The sequence below is a fragment of the Labrenzia sp. ATLA3 genome (assembly GCF_057180185.1).
Genome location: NZ_JBXUKV010000008.1, coordinates 127,270 through 150,370 on the forward strand (window position 1 = coordinate 127,270; position 23,101 = coordinate 150,370).

Annotated in this window: 26 protein-coding genes and 1 tRNA gene; 16 read left to right on the forward strand and 11 right to left on the reverse strand. The window is 59.7% G+C overall.

Features of this window, described 5'->3' with window-relative positions; genetic code table 11:
- Positions 1 to 16 precede the first annotated feature (16 nt).
- Positions 17 to 418, forward strand: a complete 402-nt coding sequence (locus AC2A6O_RS22200; RefSeq protein ID WP_148582248.1) for a DUF2000 domain-containing protein — start codon at positions 17 to 19, stop codon at positions 416 to 418.
- 30 nt (positions 419 to 448) lie between these two features.
- Positions 449 to 1,018: a LysE family translocator gene (locus AC2A6O_RS22205; protein ID WP_498930386.1), complete on the forward strand. Its 570-nt coding sequence runs from the start codon at positions 449 to 451 to the stop codon at positions 1,016 to 1,018.
- A 149-nt stretch (positions 1,019 to 1,167) separates the two neighbouring features.
- On the opposite strand, the gene AC2A6O_RS22210 is transcribed toward AC2A6O_RS22205, so the two are convergent.
- Positions 1,168 to 1,243 (reverse strand) — tRNA-Ala (locus tag AC2A6O_RS22210).
- 152 nt (positions 1,244 to 1,395) lie between these two features.
- On the reverse strand, positions 1,396 to 1,788 hold the full coding sequence (locus AC2A6O_RS22215) for a TIGR02300 family protein (protein ID WP_148582246.1): 393 nt from the start codon (positions 1,786 to 1,788) through the stop codon (positions 1,396 to 1,398).
- Between the two features lie 324 nt (positions 1,789 to 2,112).
- Here AC2A6O_RS22215 and aroA point away from each other — a divergent pair, with 324 nt between their 5' ends.
- The 3 genes from aroA (at position 2,113) to rpsA (ending at position 6,062) form a co-directional block, all read left to right on the forward strand.
- A complete protein-coding gene (gene aroA / locus AC2A6O_RS22220) occupies positions 2,113 to 3,468 on the forward strand; it encodes a 3-phosphoshikimate 1-carboxyvinyltransferase (protein ID WP_498930388.1) in 1,356 nt (451 codons plus the stop codon).
- On the forward strand, positions 3,465 to 4,091 hold the full coding sequence (cmk, locus tag AC2A6O_RS22225) for a (d)CMP kinase (RefSeq protein WP_498930390.1): 627 nt from the start codon (positions 3,465 to 3,467) through the stop codon (positions 4,089 to 4,091). Before aroA ends, cmk begins: the two co-directional genes overlap by 4 nt.
- 273 nt (positions 4,092 to 4,364) lie before the next feature.
- A complete protein-coding gene (gene rpsA / locus AC2A6O_RS22230; protein ID WP_148582244.1) occupies positions 4,365 to 6,062 on the forward strand; it encodes a 30S ribosomal protein S1 in 1,698 nt (565 codons plus the stop codon).
- Between the two features lie 261 nt (positions 6,063 to 6,323).
- Here rpsA and AC2A6O_RS22235 read toward each other — a convergent pair whose 3' ends face one another.
- From AC2A6O_RS22235 to AC2A6O_RS22260, 6 genes are all read right to left on the reverse strand, one after another.
- Positions 6,324 to 6,578, reverse strand: coding sequence for a hypothetical protein (locus tag AC2A6O_RS22235; RefSeq protein ID WP_498930393.1), 255 nt, complete (start codon positions 6,576 to 6,578; stop codon positions 6,324 to 6,326).
- A gap of 96 nt (positions 6,579 to 6,674) precedes the next feature.
- Entirely contained in the window at positions 6,675 to 7,082 is a 408-nt protein-coding gene (locus AC2A6O_RS22240) for a hypothetical protein (RefSeq protein WP_498930395.1), read from the reverse strand.
- Between the two features lie 65 nt (positions 7,083 to 7,147).
- Positions 7,148 to 7,858 carry a hypothetical protein gene (locus AC2A6O_RS22245; protein ID WP_498930397.1) on the reverse strand — a complete coding sequence of 237 codons (711 nt, stop codon included), beginning with the start codon at positions 7,856 to 7,858 and terminating at the stop codon, positions 7,148 to 7,150.
- 180 nt (positions 7,859 to 8,038) lie between these two features.
- A complete protein-coding gene (locus AC2A6O_RS22250; RefSeq protein WP_148582240.1) occupies positions 8,039 to 8,704 on the reverse strand; it encodes a hypothetical protein in 666 nt (221 codons plus the stop codon).
- 208 nt (positions 8,705 to 8,912) lie between these two features.
- The gene (locus tag AC2A6O_RS22255) at positions 8,913 to 9,263 is read right to left on the reverse strand and encodes a helix-turn-helix domain-containing protein (RefSeq protein WP_498930399.1); all 351 of its coding nucleotides are present in this window, start codon (positions 9,261 to 9,263) and stop codon (positions 8,913 to 8,915) included.
- Positions 9,264 to 9,430: 167 nt separating this feature from the next.
- The gene (locus tag AC2A6O_RS22260; protein ID WP_498930401.1) at positions 9,431 to 11,362 is read right to left on the reverse strand and encodes an FAD-binding monooxygenase; all 1,932 of its coding nucleotides are present in this window, start codon (positions 11,360 to 11,362) and stop codon (positions 9,431 to 9,433) included.
- A gap of 270 nt (positions 11,363 to 11,632) precedes the next feature.
- Here AC2A6O_RS22260 and AC2A6O_RS22265 point away from each other — a divergent pair, with 270 nt between their 5' ends.
- The gene (locus AC2A6O_RS22265) at positions 11,633 to 12,112 is read left to right on the forward strand and encodes a MarR family winged helix-turn-helix transcriptional regulator (protein ID WP_498930403.1); all 480 of its coding nucleotides are present in this window, start codon (positions 11,633 to 11,635) and stop codon (positions 12,110 to 12,112) included.
- 54 nt (positions 12,113 to 12,166) lie between these two features.
- Here AC2A6O_RS22265 and AC2A6O_RS22270 read toward each other — a convergent pair whose 3' ends face one another.
- Together AC2A6O_RS22270 and AC2A6O_RS22275 are read right to left on the reverse strand one after the other, a co-directional pair.
- Positions 12,167 to 12,661, reverse strand: coding sequence for a nucleoside deaminase (locus AC2A6O_RS22270; protein ID WP_148582236.1), 495 nt, complete (start codon positions 12,659 to 12,661; stop codon positions 12,167 to 12,169).
- 46 nt (positions 12,662 to 12,707) lie between these two features.
- Positions 12,708 to 12,995 carry a hypothetical protein gene (locus tag AC2A6O_RS22275; RefSeq protein WP_498930405.1) on the reverse strand — a complete coding sequence of 96 codons (288 nt, stop codon included), beginning with the start codon at positions 12,993 to 12,995 and terminating at the stop codon, positions 12,708 to 12,710.
- 64 nt (positions 12,996 to 13,059) lie between these two features.
- Between AC2A6O_RS22275 and AC2A6O_RS22280 the strand changes: the two genes are divergently transcribed.
- The 10 genes from AC2A6O_RS22280 to AC2A6O_RS22325 all read left to right on the forward strand — a co-directional run bounded on the left by AC2A6O_RS22280 (position 13,060) and on the right by AC2A6O_RS22325 (position 21,935).
- The gene (locus AC2A6O_RS22280) at positions 13,060 to 14,052 is read left to right on the forward strand and encodes an ABC transporter substrate-binding protein (protein ID WP_498930407.1); all 993 of its coding nucleotides are present in this window, start codon (positions 13,060 to 13,062) and stop codon (positions 14,050 to 14,052) included.
- Positions 14,053 to 14,059: 7 nt separating this feature from the next.
- On the forward strand, positions 14,060 to 14,839 hold the full coding sequence (locus AC2A6O_RS22285; RefSeq protein ID WP_498930409.1) for an ABC transporter ATP-binding protein: 780 nt from the start codon (positions 14,060 to 14,062) through the stop codon (positions 14,837 to 14,839).
- Positions 14,839 to 15,690, forward strand: coding sequence for an ABC transporter permease (locus tag AC2A6O_RS22290; protein ID WP_498930411.1), 852 nt, complete (start codon positions 14,839 to 14,841; stop codon positions 15,688 to 15,690). Before AC2A6O_RS22285 ends, AC2A6O_RS22290 begins: the two co-directional genes overlap by 1 nt.
- Complete coding sequence (locus AC2A6O_RS22295; protein WP_498930413.1) at positions 15,687 to 17,090, forward strand: amidohydrolase family protein; 1,404 nt, start codon at positions 15,687 to 15,689, stop codon at positions 17,088 to 17,090. The genes AC2A6O_RS22290 and AC2A6O_RS22295 overlap by 4 nt, the downstream gene beginning before the upstream one ends.
- 110 nt (positions 17,091 to 17,200) lie before the next feature.
- Positions 17,201 to 18,199 (forward strand): isopenicillin N synthase family dioxygenase, encoded by a 999-nt coding sequence (locus tag AC2A6O_RS22300; RefSeq protein WP_148582232.1) that lies wholly within the window; start codon positions 17,201 to 17,203, stop codon positions 18,197 to 18,199.
- Positions 18,200 to 18,434: 235 nt separating this feature from the next.
- Positions 18,435 to 18,863 carry an FKBP-type peptidyl-prolyl cis-trans isomerase gene (locus AC2A6O_RS22305; RefSeq protein ID WP_148582231.1) on the forward strand — a complete coding sequence of 143 codons (429 nt, stop codon included), beginning with the start codon at positions 18,435 to 18,437 and terminating at the stop codon, positions 18,861 to 18,863.
- A gap of 416 nt (positions 18,864 to 19,279) precedes the next feature.
- Positions 19,280 to 20,266, forward strand: a complete 987-nt coding sequence (sppA, locus tag AC2A6O_RS22310; protein ID WP_498930416.1) for a signal peptide peptidase SppA — start codon at positions 19,280 to 19,282, stop codon at positions 20,264 to 20,266.
- A 15-nt stretch (positions 20,267 to 20,281) separates the two neighbouring features.
- Positions 20,282 to 20,581, forward strand: coding sequence for an integration host factor subunit beta (ihfB, locus tag AC2A6O_RS22315; RefSeq protein ID WP_006940254.1), 300 nt, complete (start codon positions 20,282 to 20,284; stop codon positions 20,579 to 20,581).
- 64 nt (positions 20,582 to 20,645) lie between these two features.
- Complete coding sequence (locus tag AC2A6O_RS22320) at positions 20,646 to 21,011, forward strand: lipopolysaccharide assembly protein LapA domain-containing protein (RefSeq protein WP_148582229.1); 366 nt, start codon at positions 20,646 to 20,648, stop codon at positions 21,009 to 21,011.
- 15 nt (positions 21,012 to 21,026) lie between these two features.
- A complete protein-coding gene (locus AC2A6O_RS22325) occupies positions 21,027 to 21,935 on the forward strand; it encodes an ornithine cyclodeaminase (RefSeq protein ID WP_498930419.1) in 909 nt (302 codons plus the stop codon).
- 398 nt (positions 21,936 to 22,333) lie between these two features.
- Here the strand turns inward: AC2A6O_RS22325 and AC2A6O_RS22330 are convergent, their stop codons facing one another.
- On the reverse strand, positions 22,334 to 22,951 hold the full coding sequence (locus AC2A6O_RS22330; RefSeq protein WP_148582398.1) for a trimeric intracellular cation channel family protein: 618 nt from the start codon (positions 22,949 to 22,951) through the stop codon (positions 22,334 to 22,336).
- Positions 22,952 to 23,101: the final 150 nt, after the last annotated feature.

Genomic DNA, 23,101 nt, shown 5'->3' on the forward strand with positions numbered 1-23,101 from the left:
CGAAAGGAGCGCGTTCATGTCATTCAAACCTGTTATCATTTTGTCCCAGGAACTCCCCCTCGGAGTGAAAGCCAATTTCGCAGCTGTTCTGGGGATGAGCCTTGGGCATCTTCGCCCGGACCTCATCGGAGCCGAGACGCCAACCCACGACGGCGTTTGCCTTCCCGGTATCACCAACACAGCGCTTCCGGTCCTGGGTGCGCCTGCCGACGATCTGCCTGCGCTGTTCTTCGCCGCAGAGGACCTACCGATCCGGTTGGCTTACATGCGCGACGCTTTCGAGGCGAAGGACTATGCCGATTACACGGCCCGGATCGCGTCCAGGCCAATCTCCGACCATGCGCCGCAAGCGATCCTGCTTGGAGGACCCAGAAAGAAGGTCGATCGCATTTGCGGCCGCCTGCCCCTGTTGCGCTGACCCATGCCTACGTTGGAAACAATTGTGGCCATGTCAGGCTTTGCCGTCGCTGCATCGGCAACGCCCGGACCGGTCAACATCATCGGAGCGATGACCGGCGCGCGCTATGGGATGGGGCAGGCTCTGATCTTTGTCACTGGCGCCACTGCGAGTTTTCTCTTCATTCTCCTTGCCTTAGGCGCAGGCCTCCTGGGCGGCGCGGAGTCGATCACGGCTTTGCAAGTTCCGATGACCGTGATCGGCAGCACCTATCTGATCTGGATGGCAGTGGGCCTCCTCCGCGACGACGGGGTAACAGACCGCCCGAACTTCCTCCGTACGCCAGGCTTCTGGTCGGGGGTGCTGGTTCAGGGGTTAAACCCGAAAGCGTGGCTTGCGGTGGTCTCGTCGCTTTCGGCTTTTGTGCTGCCGCTGACCGACCCCGTCACGGGACTGGCAGTGTTCGCCGCGCTCTTCGGCGCAATCTGTTGGGCATCTCTGGCCATGTGGGCCTGGGGCGGCGCTCAAATCACGCCCAACCGGATGCGTTTGTTCAACCGTGCGATGGCCCTCGCACTCGTGATCGCGGTGACGTGGATGCTGGGCAAGACTTTCGGATGAAGTTTCTTACGGTTCCGAGGCAGATTCGCCCCGCTCTGCCGTTGCTCGCCCCTGTCGCGGAGAAAGGCCGGTTCAGCATAGGCTAATAGCTCAGAGGCAATGCTTCTGGCGGATAAGGCAGATTTATCTGGAGCTGTCTGAAAGAGGAATGGTGGAGCCAAGGGGAATCGAACCCCTGACCTCTACAATGCCATTGTAGCGCTCTCCCAACTGAGCTATGGCCCCATGTTCCATATGCGCACCGGCTTGGGTGTCCGGCGTCGATGGAGGCGGGTTATAGTCACACCTCCACACAAGATCAAGCAGAAAATACGAGGATCTTTTCCGCCGCTTGTGGAAAAGCCCGGACGAGCAGAAAAGCCTGTCCGGGCAATAACTTAGCGATCCGTATCTTCGTCGATTTCGACGCGGATACCCGGAACGGATTCTTCGTCTTCGTCCTCATCGTCGATGAAGACGTCGTCGTCGCTACTTTCTTCATCCTCGATATCGACGTCCGCATCTTCCAGATCCGGCACATCATCGTCGCCGCCTTCTGCTTCCGCATCGGCCTCTTCCAAGGTCACGATTTCCGGAGCAGCGACGTCTTCCTCATCGTCATCGTCTTCCGGCGTCTCTTCGACCTTCGCAGCTTTCGCAGCACGGGAGGTCATGACCGCCTCGAACACCGTGCCGCATTTGGGGCAGGAGATCGGGGAACGGTTGAGATCGTAGTATTTGGCGCCGCAGCTCGGGCAAAGCCGCTTTGTGCCAAGTTCAGGTTTTGCCACAGTGCTCACCCTTCTTCGTTATGTAATCGACTTGAATTCGTGGGCCGCCCCATAGCGTCAAGCCGTTCCGGTGTCAAAGGCAAATCAATCGAAAAAACATTCTTCGGATTATTGTTCTGCACGTTGTGACTCAAATTTCAAGCGCCTGACTGCGTTACCCACACGAGCTGCGGACCGACACCGGGTTGAATCCGTTGCCATTCGGCCATTACCGGGAAATTCCGCGAAGTTGAGAATAGGGCGGTCTGAACGGATGACGCAGGCGCATCCACATGATAGGACGTGTCACCTTTTGACAACCGATCCAATTTGCGGACATTGAAAATGTCACACGATTCTGCGCCCAAGCCACTGACATCCAGCCTGGGTAGCCCCTTGACCGGCACAATCCGCGTGCCTGGCGACAAGTCCATCTCGCACAGATCCCTGATGTTCGGCGCGCTTGCCGTTGGCCGGACCACCGTGAAGGGTCTGCTTGAATCGGAAGATGTACTGGCGACGGCCGATGCCATGCGCGCCGTCGGCGCGACCATCACCAAACTCGAAGACGGCAGCTATACCGTGGACGGTATCGGCCTCGGCAGCCTGCTGGAGCCGGAACATGTCATCGATTTCGGCAATGCCGGCACAGGCGTGCGCCTGACCATGGGTATTTTCGGCAGCCACAACATCGCCGCCACGTTTGTGGGCGATGCGTCCCTGTCCAAACGGCCGATGGGCCGCGTGCTCAACCCGCTGCGCGACATGGGTACCAACGTGATTGCCCGCGACGGCGACCGCCTGCCGGCCTCCATCCGCGGCGCGGAACAGGCACTGCCGATCACCTATCGGGTGCCGATGCCGTCGGCACAGGTCAAATCCGCGGTTCTGCTGGCGGGCCTCAATGCCGCGGGAGAAACCACGGTGATCGAGCCGATCCCGACCCGCGATCACACGGAAAAGATGCTGAAGGGGTTTGGCGCCGACATCTCCGTAACCTTGAACGAGGCCGGCGAGCGCGTGATCAAGCTTCAGGGCCAACCGGAGCTGAAGCCGCAGGACATCGACGTGCCCGGCGACCCCTCCTCCGCAGGCTTCCCGCTGGTTGCAGCGCTGATCGTGCCGGGTTCGGACGTCATCATCGAAAACGTTCTTCTGAACGAGCACCGCACCGGCCTGATCACCACCCTGATCGAAATGGGCGGCGATATTTCGATCGTCAACCGGCGCGAAACAGGCGGCGAGGAAGTGGGCGACCTCCACGTCAAGGCCAGCAAACTGAAAGGCATCACCGTGCCGGCCGACCGCGCGCCGTCGATGATCGACGAGTATCCGGTGCTGGCCGTGGCCGCTGCCTTTGCCGAGGGCGAAACCTTCATGCCCGGGCTGGAGGAACTGCGCGTGAAGGAATCCGACCGTCTGGCCGCCGTCGCCCGCGGACTGGAAGCCAACGGCATTCCGTGTGTTGAAACCGAAGACACGCTTACGGTGACCGGCGGAGCCAATGCCATCGGCGGCGGCACAGTGGTGACCCACCTCGACCACCGCATCGCCATGTCCTTCCTGGTGCTGGGCATGGCCGCCCACAAGCCGGTGACGGTGGACGACGGAGCCGTGATCGCAACAAGCTTTCCGACGTTCACGAGCCTCTTCGACGGCCTTGGCGCTCAGATTACCGCAAACACCAGCGAGGCCGCATGATCATCGCAATCGACGGGCCGGCCGCATCCGGCAAGGGCACGCTTTCCCGCCGGCTGGCCGACCATTTCGGACTGCGCCATCTGGACACCGGGCTGACCTATCGCGCCGTCGCGGCTGCGCTTCTGGCCAATGGCCTGCCACTTGGCGACGAGGGCGTTGCAATCGAGATTGCCCATAATCTCGATCTCGCCCAGATGGACAAGTCTGTCCTGTCGGCACATGAAATCGGCGAGGCGGCATCGCGCATCGCGGTGCTGGGCGGCCTTCGCGACGAGCTGGTGCAGCTTCAGCGCCGTTTCGCGCAGACACCTCCAGGAGCTGTTCTCGACGGGCGCGACATCGGCACCGTGGTGTGCCCCGATGCAACGGTGAAGCTGTTCGTGACCGCCTCTCCCGAGGCCCGCGCGAAGCGCCGGACCGACGAGATGGTCTCCAAGGGGCAGGACGCGCAATATGCCGCCGTTCTGGAAGATCTCAAGCGCCGGGACGAGCGCGATTCCAAGCGAACTGTGGCTCCGATGCGCCAGGCGGACGATGCGGTCTTGCTTGATACGACAGAAATGGATATAGAGACCGCGTTCCAGGCGGCTGTGGATATCGTGTCTCGCGCCAGGGATGCCTGATAAGGACAAGGGGTTCACCACCGGTGCGCCCCTGTTTGTGCATCCGGAACACATGTGGCCCCAGGCCATCAGTTCTTTTATGGAACGACCAGAGAATTTCGGCAGGGCGCCCGTTGCGGCGACCTGTGACGAGACCGGATTTTCCGCCTCTCGCCCCGCCGGCCCGCTTTAAAAAGCGGCAGGATCAGCGGAAACCGCGATCCCGGGAGAAGGACAGATCCGGAGTGCAACACCAACCCGCCGGCGGCGCGCCTAAAGGCGCCAGGAGCATATATGTCTGATTACAATCCCTCCATGGAGGATTTCTCCGCTCTTCTCGAAGAGTCTTTCGTTCAGAACGACCTGTATGAAGGTGCCGTCGTAAAGGGCACCGTCGTTGCGATCGAAAAAGACCTGGCTGTCATCGACGTCGGTCTGAAGGTCGAAGGCCGCGTGCCGCTGAAGGAATTCGGCGCAAAAGGCCGTGACGGCGAAATGAAGGTCGGCGACGAAGTCGAGGTTTACCTGGAGCGCGTTGAAAACGCTCTTGGCGAAGCTGTTCTGTCGCGCGAAAAAGCTCGCCGCGAAGAAAGCTGGGTCCGCCTGGAAGTTGCTTTCGAAGCCAACGAAAAGGTCACCGGCCAGATCTTCAACCAGGTCAAGGGTGGCTTCACCGTCGATCTGGATGGCGCCGTTGCCTTCCTGCCGCGTTCGCAGGTCGATATCCGTCCGGTTCGCGACGTGACCCCGCTGATGCACACTCCGCAGCCGTTCCAGATCCTGAAGATGGACAAGCGTCGCGGCAACATCGTCGTGTCCCGCCGTGTCGTTCTGGAAGAAACCCGCGCCGAACAGCGTTCGGAACTGGTCCAGAGCCTGGAAGAAGGTCATACCGTGGAAGGTGTGGTCAAGAACATCACCGATTACGGTGCGTTCGTCGACCTCGGCGGTATCGATGGCCTGCTGCACGTCACCGACATTGCGTGGCGCCGCATCAACCATCCGTCGGAAGTTCTCACCATCGGCCAGACCGTCAAGGTGCAGATCATCCGCGTCAACCAGGAAACGCACCGCATCAGCCTCGGCATGAAGCAGCTTGAAACCGATCCGTGGGATGGCATCGAAGCCAAGTACCCGATCGAAGCCAAGTTCACCGGCCGCGTGACCAACATCACCGACTACGGTGCATTCGTGGAACTGGAGCCGGGCATCGAAGGCCTGATCCACGTTTCCGAAATGTCCTGGACCAAGAAGAACGTCCATCCGGGCAAGATCGTTTCCACTTCTCAGGAAGTCGAAGTGATGATCCTGGAAGTCGATCCGGTCAAGCGCCGCATCTCCCTGGGCCTCAAGCAGACCCTGCAGAACCCGTGGGATGCATTTGCTGAACAGTTCCCGATCGGCACCGAAGTCGAAGGCGAAGTCAAGAACAAGACCGAATTCGGCCTGTTCATCGGCCTCGACGGCGACGTGGACGGCATGGTCCACCTGTCCGACCTAGACTGGAACCGTCCGGGCGAACAGGTCATCGAAGAGTTCAAGAAGGGCGACATGGTCAAGGCCGTCGTTCTGGATGTGGACGTCGACAAGGAGCGTATCTCCCTCGGCATCAAGCAGCTTTCCGGCGATCCGATGGAATCGGGTGCAGCTGGCGAACTGCGCAAGAACTCCGTCGTGACCTGTGAAGTCGTCGAAATCAAGGACGGTGGCCTGGACGTCAAGATCGCAGACAGCGACCTGACCGCCTTCATCCGTCGCGCCGACCTGTCCCGCGACCGCGAAGAACAGCGTCCGGAGCGTTATTCCGTTGGCGACAAGTTCGATGCCCGCATCACCCAGTTCGACAAGAAGACCCGCCGGGTCACCGTGTCGATCAAGGCTCTCGAGATCGCAGAAGAGAAGGAAGCTGTCGCTCAGTACGGCTCTTCCGACAGCGGTGCGTCTCTCGGCGACATCCTGGGCGCGGCTCTGAAGCAGCAGTCAGACGACTAAAATTTCCGTTTCTCTCACGAGAACTGAAAGCGAAAGGCCCGGCAGCAATGCCGGGCCTTTTGTTTTTGCACTGCCTCAGGCTCAGTACGATCAACGTGCCGTCGCGATACCCCCATTTGGGGAATGCAGTAATTACAGCGGTTCAATCGCTTCCGGTTCTTCAGCTGTCCGGCGCCAAAGCATGTTCGACCGGCATGAGCTGCACAATGTGTTGGAAGACAATCGTGTCATCTGCATTATCGCCCGGCCAGCCATCTGCAATCAGGCGACACCGTCACGGACATAGGTGAACGCGTTCAAACCGGCCCCAATCGCGACGACCTTTATCTTGCGCTTGACGCCGCCCGGCATCGGATCATCCAACCGGTAGACACCGCCCCGTGTGAGCCCGAGACCTGCCGCGGCAGGCACCCATCCAGCCTGCGCATATTCCTCGAACGCCCCTGTTGCCTGAGGTGCGTCAGTGGTCTGGGACAGGGATGCCCCGGTTTCATAGGATTTCAAAATATAAGGCATGGCTCTTCTTTCCTCTGCTGTTTCAGGAAAAGCTGCTCCTTGTGACGGATACCAAAGGGCAATTGGCGCGTGACCGCGCTGGATATCAGGCGGGCATTACTGACAGGCTGGCAGCCCGCCCGGGTTGGTGATGGCCTGGAAACCGACCTGAAGGATGGTCCCGTCGCTGCGGGCCTGGAAGCAATAGTTGTCGTCAGGATCGGGTGCGGCGACTACGCAGGAGTTCACGCCCGCGGGGACGACATAGTTGTTCAGACCATTGATCGCGAACACGGTGGCGGTTCCAGCGGGATGCGGCACCGGATGTTTGGAAAACAGGATTGCATTTTTGGGCGGGTTCACCTGGATTTGCTGGTGGTTCCGGCAATCCGGCGAGAAGGCCAGTTGCGCCTGCGCCGTTTGCGCGGCAGCAAGGCTGCAGAAGGCTACGGCTGCAAAGGCCAGGAGAGACCTGCGTGTCTTGTGAACCGGACGGGGTGCATCGGCCAAGGGAATGGAAAACATGGCATTTCCTTTCAGTAACACATTGAAAGACAGAGATATTTCAAGTTTCCGGTGCTGCTTGATGTCTACCTCCCTTTTGTCGTGAAGGTTCCGTCTGCGTTGTAGGCAACGCTGAAGACCGAATAGCCTTGCGAGAAATCGCATTTGGCAGCTTGCGACGTGTCGTAGGTGATGATCTCGCCCACGGCATGGGACCCGACCTTGACGAAGTAGACCGGGAGCGGAGCGCACTCGAGATCGCTGTTCGGCTGCGGCGCAACGAAACTCGACAGGGTGACACCGCCGTTCTGATTGATGGCTGCGCTGCCACAGTAAAGGTTCGGCGTTGGCGCCGGAGTAAAGGCCGGCACCTGGATACCGAAGCTTCCGGGCAGCGGCCCGGTCTGATAGGTGGCCGCCGACAGCCCAAGCGGGTTGAGCGACAGGCCCGTATGGTTGTTGCTCTGGCCGGATGCCGGCGTCAGGTCGACCGGTTGAATGGCCGAGGTTTGGCTGACCACCATCTCGTTGGTTGAAAACGAAAGTCGCACACTGAAATTGGCCACAGCGGCCTGGGTGTTCGGCTCAATCGCCCCCGCATAAACCTGGGTATCGAATCCGAAGGTGAGCTGCGACCCGGAAGTGGCATACGATGCCAGTGCCCCCGTCGCCAGACTGCTCGATTGCACCGTCAGCTTCGCACCGGAATTGGTGAAACCGGCCTGCTGCTGAAACGCATAGAAACTGATTGTCTGTTTCGACAGGTTCTTAATAATGATCTGGTGCTGAGAGGTCATGGGTCAGCGCCTTCGCTTGCTTCCACGCCGACAGGTCTCGACCGCCGTGACGGGAAGGCCGGAACCATGGTGAGGCAATCGCACAAGGAAAGTCCCGTGCTGCCAGCCATGGCGGGGTGTGAGCAGGCCGGATGGCGAAAGACCTGCTCACAGGCTGAGGGACCTTGAAAGGATCCGTCGTTACTTGACGATGGATGTATTCCAGGTGCCGTCGGCATTCAGCGTGACATCAATGATCGAATGACCACCGGTGAAATCGCAGACGGCTGCATCCACGCTCGAAGCCGTGAAATTCATCACGGTGCCCGGCGTGTAGTCGCCGGTCTGAACGTAGTATTTCAGGATCGGCTGACAGTCCGTGTTGTTGTTCGGGTTGGCAACCACGAAGTTGGAAAGCGTGATGCCACCGTTCACTTCCACCGCGGAGCCGACGTTGTAGATCGCCGGCGGCGAATAGGTCGGCGTGGTGATGCGGAAGGCCCCGGGCTGCACACCGTTGCCGGAGGTCGGCTGGGTGAGACCGAGCGGGTTCACGGACGCCGTGACCCAGTCGTTTGCCGTCCCAGACGCGGGAGCAAGGTCGATTGCCCGGCTGGCAGAAGAAAACCCGGACGACTGACCGACCTTCGGTGTGCTGTGCGCCTCCTGAATACCGGCGTAATATTGCATGTTGACCTGGAACGTCAGGATCGACCCGGTTTGAGCGTAGTTGCCAAGGCTCTGGGAATACAGGCTGTTGCTGTAAACCTGACCACCCCCGGTATAGATCGCCGGCTGCTGGAAAAAATAAAATCCCTGGGTGGCGTTTTCCAGGTTCTTTACATTGATTGTCAAAAGCGTAGACATTTTCTCGGTCTCCATATTTTATCTTAAAAAGGGCCGCAAATGACTTTCCGTACTCAGAATTATTTTTCAGGAACACTTTGTTCATATGCATCGCCCTCGAAGACCATCTTCCGCGAATTTCAAAAATTTTCTATCTTTAGTTGTTTACTGATGGTTTATACAATCTTCTTGATATTTACCTGTGGTTGCTTTTTGGCCACTGTTCCCGCTAAATTCGCTCAGGGATCTCGGTGACAAGACTGAGCAGAACTTTCACGACCCGGGTTGGCCGGGCTCGCAGCTTTTCAATCAGCTCCAGCTCTTGCTTGCTCATGGTGTTCGGCAACAGCCAATCAGGTCCGTTGCGGCCAAGCAAAAGCCAATCCAATGAAATATCGAGCGAATTTGCCACATTGCACGCGTTCTCTATCGACATTGCATGCCCCTGCTTCCATTTGGTAATGGCTGCAGGAGAAATGTTCAGCTCCGCTGCCAGAGCCATGGCTTTCCGGTGACCGCGGCTGCGCATTGCCTGCGTCAGCCGATCTCCCCGGTCTTTGTCGATGTCCTGGGACCCCATTCCCGCGCCTCCCCAAAAAGGGGAGTAGACGCGCGATTCTCTCAATAAGAGATTTTATTAGCTTTTACATTTTTTAGTTGTACTTTTGATTGTGATAAAATTTTTCTACGTTTTATTCGATATTTAACGCAGAGTTATTTTTAAACAAGACTTATCGAAGCTCGACCTCACGCTCTGCGTTTGAGAATGCGACTGAAGTAGCTGGACAGAGCTTCGCAGGCCTCCAGAGGCAACACCTCGGCAACCGCTTGATCCGGCCGGACGATCACCACACAGCCTTTGTCCCGGTCGACGCCCCGCATATCGAAAATATCGCTGCCGCTTTTGAGATCCGGGCAGAACATCTTCTCGTAGTCCCTCAATCCGTAGCGCCCTTTTGCAGGCAGAAGCATTGAAGGCATGGCCGTGAGGCTCAGGTCGCGGTGGTCTTGCTGAAAGACCGCGCGCAGATCGATGATCGCGTCGATATCCTCGCCTTCAGGTGTGTGTCGCAACACTGGCGAGGACGGGTCATTTTGCAGGAAATCGCACAGACGGCGGATGGCCGAGGTTTTCGCCGCCGGGTCGCTTCTGTCGGCAAAGGCGAAGATGCGCCAACGGCCATCAGCCTTGTTCACATGCCCCAGCTGCAACGGCCTGGCATCGGCGAGACGGATGACAGGGGCAGAATGAAACCGCATGCCGATCTGAAAGCCTTCAGCCAGGTGCTGATGCGTGCCGTCGCCGGTGAGGACGGAGGGCACGTAGCGTGAGGCTGTTCCAGCGGTGTAGCGCCCATGCTGCACGAAGTATTTCTGCACTGCCGCCGGATCCACACCATCCGGATTGCTGTCCGACTTTACCGGCGCGCTGACGAGCTTTGCCCATTCCCGGTCGAAGTCGATCAGGTTCTGAGCGATCGCCTGGCGTTCGGCCGAATAGCTGGCAAGCAGGTCCGGTTCGCTCAACCCTTTCAGCACATGCGCGAGTTTCCAGCCGAGGTTGAACGTATCCTGCATGGAGACATTCATGCCCTGTCCCGCTTTGGGGCTGTGCGTGTGACAGGCATCGCCTGCAATGAAAACGCGAGGCAGGCGGCCCGACGCGTCGTCTGCCGGAACATCGTCGAACTTGTCGCAAAGCCGCTGGCCGATCTCGTAGACCGACCACCAGGCAACCTCTTTCACATCAAGGGAATATGGCTGAAGAATGCGTCCGGCTGCGGCAATCAGATGCTCGACCGTGATGTTCCGGTTCGCGATCCGCTCGTCCGGACGCAGCTTGTCGAGTTCCACATAGATGCGGACCAGATATCCACCTTCGCGAGGAATGATCAGGATGCTGCCTTCGCCGGCCGACTGCACCAATGACTTGAAGCGGATGTCGGGAAAGTCCGTGACCGCCAGAACATCCATGACACCCCACGCCTGATTGGCGCTGTCGCCCTTCAACTCACGGCCGAGTGCCTTGCGCACGGAACTGCGGGCCCCATCGCAGCCAACCACATATTTGGCGCGCACTGTTTCGGTCTCGCCTTCATGCCCGCCGTCTGTCCGTTCCAGATGGACCGTCACCGGCCGCTCCTGGCCCGCCTCATTTGACACCTCAAGATGGACAAGCCTTCGGGAATAATTGGGCTCCAGCCGATTGGGAGAATTTCGCATGATCTCAAGATAAAAATCATGCACCCGCGCCTGGTTCAGAATGACATGCGGAAATTCGGACAGCCCGTCCTCGACATCCTGAACCCTGCCGCTGCGGGCAATCTTGCCCGGTGTGACCGGGTCCGGTTTCCAGAAGGTCGTCTCGTTGACCCAGTAAGCTTCCTTTTCCAGCCGCTCGGCGAAACCGAAGGCCTCGAACATTTCCATTGTCCGACAGGCAACGCCATCCGCCTGGCCGAGCTGCAACGGGCCGGATTTCTGTTCCACGATCCGGGTCCGGATCTCCGGGAAAGCTGCCAGTTGAGCGGCAAGCGTCAGCCCTGCAGGGCCACAGCCGACGATCAGCACATCAACCTCTTCGGGCAGGCTGTCGCTATCAGCGAGGGCAGAGGCGTCCGGATTCGGCTGTTGAATGACCGGGTCGCCGGTTTTGAACCCTTCGAGATGAAATTGCATGAAACCGTCTCCTCCGCCGTATCTGCCTGTCCGGCTATCGCTACCCGCCTGCTGATCCGCCCCTGCTAGGGTCTTTTGGGGCCATGCAAGAACGTCCGTGTTCAGGCTCGACCTTCATTGCGGGACATGCGGGTCTTTCGCATTTGACAATCCCGCTGCGATGCCCAAACAAACATCGACAACCGATTAATTAGCAAGCATACTGATAATCAGCATGCTGTCAAATTTAATCAGCATACTCCCTTTTTCTCTGATTGCCCGGAGACAGCGATGCACGACCTTGACCAGATGCCAGGACACCTGATCCGCCGCCTGCAGCAGATCGCAGTGGCGGTCTTTCACACGGAGGTGGAAGCTGTCGGGTTCGACATGACGCCGGTGCAATTTGCGGCGCTGGTGCGGGTGTCTGAAAATCCAGGCATCGACCAGATCACGCTGGCGGGGCTGATCGCCTATGACCGAACCACCATTGCCGGCGTGGTCGACCGTTTGGTTCAAAAAGGGTTTCTGTCACGCGCGGTGAGCGAAAAGGACAGACGGGCAAAGGTGCTGCACATGACTGACACGGGCGCCGAAGTGCTGGCCCGGCTCAGACCCGCGGTGGACAAGGCACAGGACGTGATGCTGAGCGGGCTTGACCGGCAAGAGGCCGAAGACTTCATGCGGTTGCTGCACAAGGCAACAGAAGCAGTCAATGGCCTCAGCCGTGCACCTCTGCGCTCCGCATCAAAGGCCGCTGAAAACACTTGAGCGGCCTGTAACCCTCCCCTCTCCGGCCGGCAAAAGGCCGGAAAACGGCAGAGCCTATTTCTCTGCCCAGAAATCTGCCTGCAGGCTCGCAGCTTCCTCTTCCAGAAGCGGCCCGACAACCTCCACATTGCGCTGGCCTGCGGCAAACACCGTCCTGCAAGGCAGATCAAGCGTCGGGTTTTCCTCGTGGTCGCCGGTCTGTTCCTTGAGAGCCTTTTCCGTCTGGCCGAAGACGACCCGGCCGATGCCCGCCCAGTAGACAGCACCCGAGCACATGGCACAGGGCTCCGCCGAAGTGTACATGGTGCAACCTGCCAGGAAGTCCGGCCGCCAGCGCTTGCTGGCCCGTGTTGCCAGCAGCCTTTCGGCGTGCGCCGTCATATCCTGCCCTTCGGCCGAATAGCCGTTTCCCTGCTCCATCAGAACCTCGCCGTCAGGTCCCGCCAGCAGACATCCAAAGGGATGATCGCCCGTTTCCCGCGCCTGACGCGCGATTTCGAAAGCCCGGCGCAAAAGCGCGATATCTTTGTCGTCTGGAGTATCGGTCACGCATGGCTCCTTTGATTTCTTCCAGCCGAAGGGAGCACGATCCCGTTCACGCTGCAAGACCTTGAAAACAGCCAATCGGATTGAGTAGCAAACGATCAAAAGACTGGCGATTTAAAAGGCAGTTGCTGAAATATTGTACTGGCCGGCACGTTTCTTGTCGTTTCATCTTGGAGCTTTCTTGACAAAAATCGCGCGCGGGTTTCCCGTAAGTGACGAGTAGAAGCGGTGGAGCCCAGCGGCTCCGACATTGCTCATCTTTCAGGTTTTCGACGATGCTCAGGGCAAAGACGCCCTGCATCCAGAAGCAGGAGATGACGATGCCGGCCAGAGACAACAAAACGCTCCCGCCACTCAAAAACCTTCCAGAGAAAATACAGCGAAAGGGTGTGCCGATGCGCATGTTTGACGGTAAGTCGTTGGTTGTTGCCATGGCGGCAATGGTTGGGTCGTTTCCGGCGGCTGCGGCCGATCTCGTGACCTATCAGCTCGACTGGTTGCCCGGCGGCGACAAGGCACCGATCTATGTCTGCATTGAGGAAGGCTTCTGCGAAGACGCCGGGCTTGAGGTCAAGATCGAGCCTGGGCGCGGGTCCTCGGAGGCCATCACGAAGATCGCCACGGGCGCATCGGACATCGGGTCCGCCGGCATGGGCGCCCTGATGGCAGCCAAGGCCACCGAAGGTGTGCCGGTGACGGCTGTCATGAGCATCTTCAACATGGGGCCGCACGCTTTCTACACGACCAAGGACACCGGCATCACGTCGATCAAGGATGTCAAAGGCAAGAAGATCGCGACCTCGCCCTTTACATCCTCCAACGTCTTCCTGCCGCTGGTTCTGGCCGACAACGGATTGACGGAAGAAGATATCACCCTGACCAAATCCGACCCCGGCGCGCTGGGGCCGTTGCTGATGACCGGCCAATCGGATGCAATCATCGCCTGGTTGACCGATGTGTCGCGCTATTCCGGCCAGGCGGCGGACGCCGGCAAGGAACTGGTTGTGCTGCCCTGGGCAGATGCAGGGCTTGAGCTTTATTCCGCATCGCTTGTTGCCAGTGACAAGTTCCTTGAAGAACGCCCGGACGTTGCCAAGCGCTTCGTGGCGGCCTTCAAGAAGTCTCTCGAATTTGCCTACGCAAACCCGGACAAGGCAGCAGCGGCTGTTGCCGCTCAGGTGCCCGAGCTTTCGGCGGAAGACGTCAAAGGGTCCTGGCTGGATGCGTCCAAGCTCGCCTTCAACGAGGTCACGGAGAAATTCCCGCTCGGCACCATCGACGCTGACCGGCTGGCGGCAACATGGTCCCGCGTGGCCGCAGCGCAGGACCTGGACCCGGCGTCCCTGAAGCCTGAAGACGCCGTCAACCGCTCGTTCCTGCCGGCTGCGGAGTAACCCTCAAGTGGCGCTCACCAGCAACGCGATCAGCTTTTCCTCGGTCGGTCAGACTTTTCTGACCGGCTCGGGGTCCGTTACCGCCCTGGACGGGGTTACCGTCACCATCGCACAGCATGAGTTTGTTGCGGTGCTCGGCCCATCCGGATGCGGAAAATCGACCTTGCTGAGGCTGACCGCCGGTCTGATGAAACCTTCCAAGGGAACGGTGAGCGTCTTCGGCAAGGAAGTGACGATGCCAAGGGACGATGTCGGCATCGTGTTCCAGAAACCGACATTGCTGCCCTGGGCCAACATCGAGGACAACGTCGTCTTCCCGGTGCGCCACAAATACGGCCGGGTGACGAACGAAGACCGCGCCCAGGCGCGCGCGATCATTGAAACTGTCGGCCTGAATGGCTTCGAAAAGCGCCTGCCGTCGGAACTTTCCGGCGGCATGCAGCAGCGGGTCGGCATTGCCCGGGCGCTGTTTCTCAATCCGGACATTCTGCTGATGGATGAGCCGTTTTCAGCGCTTGATGCCCTGACCCGCGATGCCATGGGCATAGAGCTTCTGCGGCTGTGGCAGGCAAGCCCGAAGACCGTGCTCTTTATCACCCACTCGATTCCGGAGGCCGCGCTGCTGGCAGACAGGATCCTGGTGCTGAGCGAGCGTCCCGGGCAGATCATCGCGGACCTTCAGGTGCCGACCGCCCGCCCACGGGACGAAAGCGCGTTGAGGACACCAGAGATGCAGGATTTTTCGGCTGAACTCCGTTCGCTCCTCATCCGGAAGGAAGCCGCCTGATGACTGCCAGCGAGACGCAAGACCCCGCCATGGCCAAGACCACCTCAACGCAGGACCGTCAGGTGCAGCGAGTGCCGATCTCCGAAAAGCTGCTCCGCATGCCGGCCGTGCTTCCGCTGATCACCTTTCTCCTGATCCTGATTGTCTGGGAGGCCGGAACACGGCTGTTTGCCGTTCCCTCCTTCGTGCTGCCGGCCCCGTCCCGCATTCTGGGTGGCTTTGAAAGCGTTTCGGCGGGGCGCTGGATGGAGCATGTCTGGGCCACGCTGCGGGTCGCCCTCATCGGCTATGCGGTTTCGTTTGTCATCTCGCTTCCGATTGCCGTCGGCCTTGCCAAATCCAGACTTCTTTCCGGTGCGTTCTATCCGTTGCTGGTTGTCATCCAGTCTGTTCCGGTGGTCGCCGTCGCACCGATCATCATCGTGGTGCTGGGCACCGGCGATGCGCCGCGTGTCGTGATCACCTTCATGATCTCGTTCTTCCCGCTGGTCGTCTCAATGACGACGGGTCTGGCTGCCACGCCGCCGGAACTGATCGAACTGTCCAGGTCGCTGCGCGCGCCCTCCTTCCGGGAAATCACCCAGATCCGTCTACCCTTCGCGACGCCCTACATCTTCTCCGGCATGAAGATTTCGATCACGCTGTCGGTCATCGGCGCTGTCGTCTCCGAATTCGTCGCGGCCGATAAGGGCATCGGCTACTTCATCCAGTTTTCCACGTCGATGTTCAAACTGCCGCAGGCCTGGGCCGGGCTGGTCATCCTGGTGATCATATCGCTCGTCCTGTTCCAGCTGGTCAGCGTCGCGCAGCGGATCTTCTTTCCCTGGTCGCTGCCGAAAGGGCAGAAATGACCGACTTCCTGATCACCAACATAGATTATGGCCTGACCGGAAACCGGGATGGAGACCGCCTCAGCGGTGCCGTCAGAGTTCAGGACGGCCGGATTACGGACATCGGCCACCTTCAGCCGCAGGAAGGCGAACGGCTCGTCGATGCGAGCGGATGTGTCGTCACACCCGGTCTGGTGAACACCCATCACCACCTGTTCCAGTCGGTGCTGAAGGCTGTGCCGGAAGGCATGAATGCGCCGCTCGACGACTGGCTCATGACCGTTCCCTACAGCTATTGGCCGCTGATCGACGAGGAGACCCTTCGTGTATCGGCCCGGATCGGGCTGGCGGAATTGCTGCTGACCGGAACGACGACAGTCTGCGATCATCACTACGTCTTTTCAGACCGTTACGACTACGATCCGGCGGACGTGCTTTTTGAAGAAGCCGAAGCCCTCGGCATCCGTTTCGTTCTGGCGCGCGGCGGCGGTACCAAGGGCCGGTCCTTTCCCGACCCAAGCCTGCCGCCCTCCCCCAGCGAGACACTGGACGCCTTTCTGGCAAGCATCGAGAGAACGGCAAACCGTTGGCATGATCCGTCTCCGGCTTCCGTCCGGCGGGTTGCCGTCGCACCGACCACACCGACCTTCAACGTCGATGCCGGTGAGCTTGCCGACATCGCCCGCTTTGCCCGCGGCAAGGGCCTGCGCCTGCATTCGCATCTTTCGGAAAACCGGACCTATGTCGACTTCACCCTGGCGAAATACGGCAAGCGGCCGGTCGACTGGCTTGCCGGGCAGGAGTGGCTCGGGCCGGATGTCTGGTTCGCCCATCTGGTGGAATGCGACCGCGACGAAGTGCAGCTTCTTGCGGAAACCGGCACCGGCATGGCGCATTGCCCGCAGGCAAATGCGAGGCTCGGCTCGGGTATTGCCCCGGCTGACGCCCTTCATGAGGCCGGCGGCCATGTATCCCTGGCCGTTGATGGCGCAGGCGCAAACGAGGCGGCCGACATGGGGGCCGCACTTTACAGCGCCTTCGCCCTGCACCGGGCCACGAAGGGCGTGGAGGCCGTGCGCGCCGAAACCCTGCTGAACTGGGCAACCGAAGGCGGCGCAAAGGTGCTCGGCCTTGAAGAGACGGGCGTGCTGCGCCCTGGAATGATCGCCGACATTGCCATTTTCGACATTTCGGCACCCCGCAATATGGGCCTTCACGACCCGGCTCTGGCGCCGATGCTGACAGGCGCCGCACACCTGCGCCACAGCTTCGTTGGCGGACGGCAGATCGTCCGGGACGGCTTGATCCCCGGATTGGATCTGGCCGGGCTCGGCGCGGACGCCAGGCGTGTCACCCGGAAACTGATGGAACGCAGAAAGGACATGATGGCGCCTGACCGGGCCCGCGCCGCCCTGGCCTGATGGCACACCGCCTGCCTCCTGCAGGCGCAATCTTGTGTGGAGTAGAAGCTGTCAGTGCCGTTCGGCACGGGTCATTGCTCCCGGACCTCTTTGTCAAGGAGAACGGAAATATGAGCACCTCTGCATCCTATGGGCTCGTCGAACTGGAAAAGGAAAAAGGCTTTGGCGGCGTCGGCGAAACGGTCGACCGTGCCATTCCACAGGTCGACATGTCGGACTTTTTTTCCCGCAAGGCCGAGATCACCGAGGATCTGTGGGCCGCGGCGACCGAGATCGGCTTTTTCCAGCTCAGCAACCACGGCATTCCGCAGGACCTGATCGACGAAGCTTTCCGGCTGTCCGCCGGTTTCTTCGACTTGCCTGCCGAAACAAAGGAAAAATACCCCCTTCGGCCCGGCACAAACGCCGGCTGGGAGTTCAAGGCGCAGGTTCGCCCCTCCACCGGCACGGCCGACCAGAAGGAAAGCTACCAGATCACCCTGCCGCGCATGAAGGGCCTCTGGCCGACCGGAGAAGAGCTCTCCGGCTTCAAGGCGACCATGCTGGCGTTCGAGCGGCACAACTGGGCGCTGGCGATGAAGGTTCTGTCCTGCTTTGCCGACAAGCTGACGTTTCCGGCGGATTTCTTCACAGAGGGGCACGATCCGCTGACGCCGGAATATCAGTCGACCCTGCGGCTGATCCACTATCTGGGCATGGAAGATGCCAAGCCCGAGGATTTCAAGTTCTGGCGGGCCGGTGCCCATACCGATTTCGATTGTCTGACCCTGCTGCATCAGAAGGCGGGACAGGGCGGCCTGCAGCTTTGCCCGGGCAAGGACAGCCAGGGCCGGGCGATTGCCTGGACCGACGTGCCGCCGCTGGAAGGCGTGATCACCTGCAACATCGGCGACATGTTGATGCGCTGGTCGGACGACAAGCTGTTGTCCAACCTGCACCGCGTGCGCATGCCCAAGCCGGACGAATATCTTGGCCCCCGCTACTCGATGGCCTATTTCGCCCAGGCGAATATGGACACCCTCCTCAGCGGTCCGGAAGGCAAATATGAGCCGATGACCGCACATGACTACATCCAGATGCGGCTCGGCGCCAATTTCGGCAAGAAATAAGCGCGGCCGCACCATCTAACGAAGTAGAACCACGGCACCAGACCCACCGTGTGAAGCGGTCGCTGCCGTGGTTGCACCATTTCCGGCGTGAATTGTACGCAAGACTATCCAGAAGCTATCGAACCGCCAGCCTTTACTTTTGCGGCCCGTCCTTTAGGCTTGGGGACACGACGAGCACCCGCCACAGAAACGCGGCCTCAAAACTCACCCAATAGACAGAATTGCGATAGGCATCATGACCGAAGCCAAAAGCGGCGACACGGTTCGTCTTCACTATAAAGGCACACTGGACGACGGCTCCGTCTTTGACAGCTCCGAGGGGCGCGACCCGCTGGAATTCACCGTGGGATCCGGCCAGATCATCCCGGGCCTCGATCAGGCTATCCCGGGCATGAAGGTCGGAGACGAGAAGACGGTCCGCATCGAACCGGACAACGCCTATGGCGCCCACAATCCGGGGGCTCGCCAGGCTGTTCCGCGCAGCAACATTCCGGACAACATCCCGCTGGAAGTTGGTCTGCAGCTTCAGGCGCAGACAGAGAACGGCCAGATGATGACCGTGACCGTTGTGGAGATTTCCGAAAACGAAGTCATTCTGGATGCCAACCACCCGCTGGCCGGCCAGGCACTGACGTTCGAAATCCAGCTGACGTCGATCAACTGAGACCCTGCAGAGTGCAGGACGTTACGGCCGTTACGGCACCTGCACGCTAAATCGAACAAGAGCCCCGCGGTTTGCCGCGGGGCTTTTTTTTGCGGCTACGGCTGGCTGTAAAGCGCGTGGTGCGCACAAACATGTGGCAGAGCGCGGCAACATCAGCGTTCGGTAGACAAACGCTCCAAGAGGGCGAAGACCGGCCAAAACCTACGCCGGGTCCGCTCTTCGCCGACCGCATTTCATGGCCGCACCGAACCCCGACAAGCGGTCGATTGAAGTTGAAGAAAACATGAAACTGCGCCGGCTTGCCAGAATCTGCCTTATTGTGATGTCAAAGTGGGCTAAGACGATTGCATTTCCTACAACGGTCACCCTATGTATGTTATTGGTTTTCATAAGCTCTTGTCGGGGACTTCGTATTCATGTCGGTAGATGTTGACGCGCTGGTGGACAGACGGCGCCTCAGACGTAAAGTTACCTTCTGGCGGATCGCGACCTTTGTGGTCATCGCCGCCGCCCTGATCGGAGGGATGCTATACCTCTCTGGCGGCTCGGAATTATCCAAACGGTCAGCACATATCGCGCGCATTCCGATCGAAGGCGTCATCCTCGAAAGCCGCAAGACCTTGCAGATGATCGACAAGATCGGCAAGTCCGACGCGGTCAAGGGTGTGGTGATCTCGATCAATTCCCCCGGCGGCAGCACGACCGGCGGCGAAGCGCTCTACGAGGCTCTGCGCAAGCTTTCCGAGAAGAAACCGGTGGTTGCCGAAATCCGGACCATCGGCACCTCCGCAGGCTACATGATCGCTCTTGCATCCGATCATATCGTGGCAAGATACAATTCCATCACCGGCTCCATCGGCGTTCTGTTCCAGTTTGGCAATATCAGCAAACTCATGGAAACGGTCGGTGTCGAGATGGATGCGGTCAAGAGCGCCCCATTGAAGGCGGAGCCTGACTTCTATTCAGAGACAACCCCGGAGGCGCGCGCCATGCTGCAGAAGCTGGTCAACAACTCCTACGACTGGTTCGTGTCCCTGGTCGCCGAGCGGCGGTCCATGGACCTGCCCAGAGCCAAGGAACTGGCCGATGGACGCATTTTGACGGGCCACGATGCCCAAACGGAAAAGCTGGTCGATGCCATTGGCGGCGAAGATGCAGCAATCGACTGGCTGGTAACTGAAAAGGGTGTTGCGAAGGATCTTCCGGTCGTCACCTGGACCACCAACGATAATCTGGAAGAACTGCCGTTTTCCTCGCGAGTCTCGCGAGAGTTCGGAAAAGGCATCGGATCGGCTCTTCTGGAGCCGGTTAGTGAAGCTAAGGGGCTGATTCCACGGGGGCTTACGCTTGACGGGCTCGTATCCGTTTGGCAGGCTTCTGGCGGGGCAGACAAAAATCCGTAAACGAGGGGGCACGTCATGATCAAATCTGAGCTGGTTCAGCATATTGCCGAACAAAATCCGCATCTCTATCAACGGGACGTTGAGAACATCGTCAACGCCATCTTGGATGAGGTCACCGAGGCGCTTATGCGTGGCGACCGCGTGGAATTGCGCGGCTTCGGCGCGTTTTCCGTCAAGAACCGCCCCGCTCGTGTCGGCCGCAATCCACGCACCGGCCAGAAGGTGGAAGTGGATGAAAAATTCGTACCCTTCTTCAAAACCGGCAAGGAAATGCGTATACGGTTGAACGATGGTGTGGATCACGGCGACGACTGATTGCGCTCGCCACGACACGCCATTTAAAATCGACGTCTGATCTGGCCAAAACCGGGAGAACCCAGTGACCCGTTTCCTTAAAAACGTGATCTTGTTCGCAATCGCGGTGGTCCTGATCCCATTGTCAGTGGCAAACCGCCATACGGTTTCCCTGTCGCTCAACCCCCTCGACCCGCAGGACCCGCGCCTGACGATCCCGGACATTCCACTGTTCTGGATCATCTTCGCAAGTCTGGGTGTCGGCATCATCATCGGCGGACTTGGCGCATGGGCCAAGCAGGGCCGCTGGCGCAAGGAAGCCCGCGTGAAGCGCCGGGAAGCCGCGAAGTGGCACAAGGAAGCCGACCAGCTGCGGGAATTGAACACCTCGTCCCAACCAGCGTCCGGCATCAAAGGTCTGGCAGGACCGGGCAATCGCAACGCCGCCTGACCGGCCGACACTCACATGCGTATTATCTCCAGCGACGAGATTGATGCTTGCCTGGAAGACAGGGCCGTCCTGGAAACGCTGCGCCGAGCCTATCGCTCCAGCACCGTCGCGCCTCAGGCATCCCCCTTGGCCATCGGCCGGCTGAACCAGCAGCAAGGCGCGCTCACCGTACAGCCGGCGTGGACCGACTTCACCGCACAGGGTGACGTCAAGCGCGGTTACATCGGCTGTTCCCTGGCGCTGGATCTTCCGGAACAGGCCGGACTCTCCTCCAGTCTCTATCTGCTGTTTTCCGGCTCTGGCGGACAACCGATTGCCCTTCTGGACGGGATACGCCTCACCGTGTGGCGTACCTCCGGTCTTCATGCGCTCGGCGCAAGCTATCTCTCCCGTGAGGATACAACACGGCTGCTGATCATCGGCAACGACCCGAGACTACCCCGGCTGGTGAGCAGCTACGCCGCCGTGCGCAATCTGACATCAATCCTGCTGGCAGGCGTCTCACCGGAAATCCAGAAGCGGGTGGCCGCCCTGCCTGCCCTGAAGGGGGTGAATGTCGGTGTCACCAGCGAAATCTACGCCGCGCAGGAAGGCGCGGACATGATCTGCATCGCCGGGCCGGAAAGCGATACTGGCACCTACCACGCCCTTACCTATCTCGATCCTCCCGCCGGGTGTCATATCGATGTGCTTGATCCCGATGCGCAGTTGCCAACAGAGCTGTTGCAGGAAGCCCGGCTGTTCACCACCGACCTGAGCGAGCCGCCGCGACCGGACCTGGAATGGGCCGCCGATCTGAAGGACCTCACCCAGGGCAGCAAGGCCGGGCGGCGCTACTATGGACAGCGCACGCTGTTTCTGCCCGCCCAGCGCACAGGCCTTGCCGATTACGCGCTGGCAGCACACGTTTTTTTGAGAACCTGATCACTGGAAGTTGCGCCAAGAAGCACCCATATCGACGATCAGTCGTGGGAAACCACCAAAGAGTGTGCCCGTGAGGGTTGCCCGGACGATGGTCTGGCCACTATGAGGTCGCTTCCCAATTTGAATTTGAAGGAGTTTAACATGCTGACGACGCTTGCCTATTCGGCGAGCCTTCCGGCAATCGCACTTGGGCTGATTTACTACGTGTCAGCCTGCTCCGGGCTTGTTTATTAAGCCTTGAAGCCATGCTGGCGGCTTGCGCCAGCACGCAGGTACGGCCCGCTGGAAAGGGCTGGCGCGTTCTTTTGACGACGCCAAACACAATCCGAAAAAACGTAAAGCCGGTTCCTCGTGGACCGGCTTTTGTCGTTTCAGGGCGCTCACCTCCGCCAAGGCTATCAGTTGGTCGGGCCCGTTCCCGAGCGATGGCCCGGCAAGGTCCAGCCACGCAGGATAGCGCCTCCGCGCAGGATCAGCGCAAAGCTTGCGGCAATGATCGCTGCAAGCAATTGCGGTGCCCCCAGTTGCATCAGCACCACGAAGCCGCCCGCCCCTGCAAAGGCCGCGCCCACATAGATCTCAGGCTTCACGATGGAAGAGGGCTCATCAGCGATGGTATCCCGCAGGATACCGCCGAAGGTTGCGGTGGAGACGCCCATGAGGATTGCTACCAGGATCGTGTCCCCCACCGTCAAGGCTTTGGCCGCCCCCATGACCGAATAGGCTGCGATCCCCACAGCATCGGCCCACCTCAAAGGTTTGCTGAGCTTTTCGATCCATTCAGCGAAATACCAGACGAGCGCGCTGACGACGAAGCACACCAGCAGGTACGCTTCGTTCTCCACCCAGAAAACCGGCAGGCCCAACAGGAGGTCACGCAGGGTTCCACCACCGATCCCTGTCAGCGTGGCAAAGAACAACAGGGCAACGATATCCAGTTGCTTGCGCGAGGCGACGATGCCGCCGGTAATGGCGAACACCGCCACTCCGAGATAATCCAGCAATTGCAGCAGCATTCCGTCCCCCCGCCCCACGGTCTTCTCGAAGGCATTACCTGAGGTCCGGATCTTTGTCATCCCGTGGCGTGTCGCACCGGTGATCGCCCCCCCCCTTGAAGACAAAGAAATCACACTGGAAACATGGAAGGGGTCTGACTGGCCCGGCTT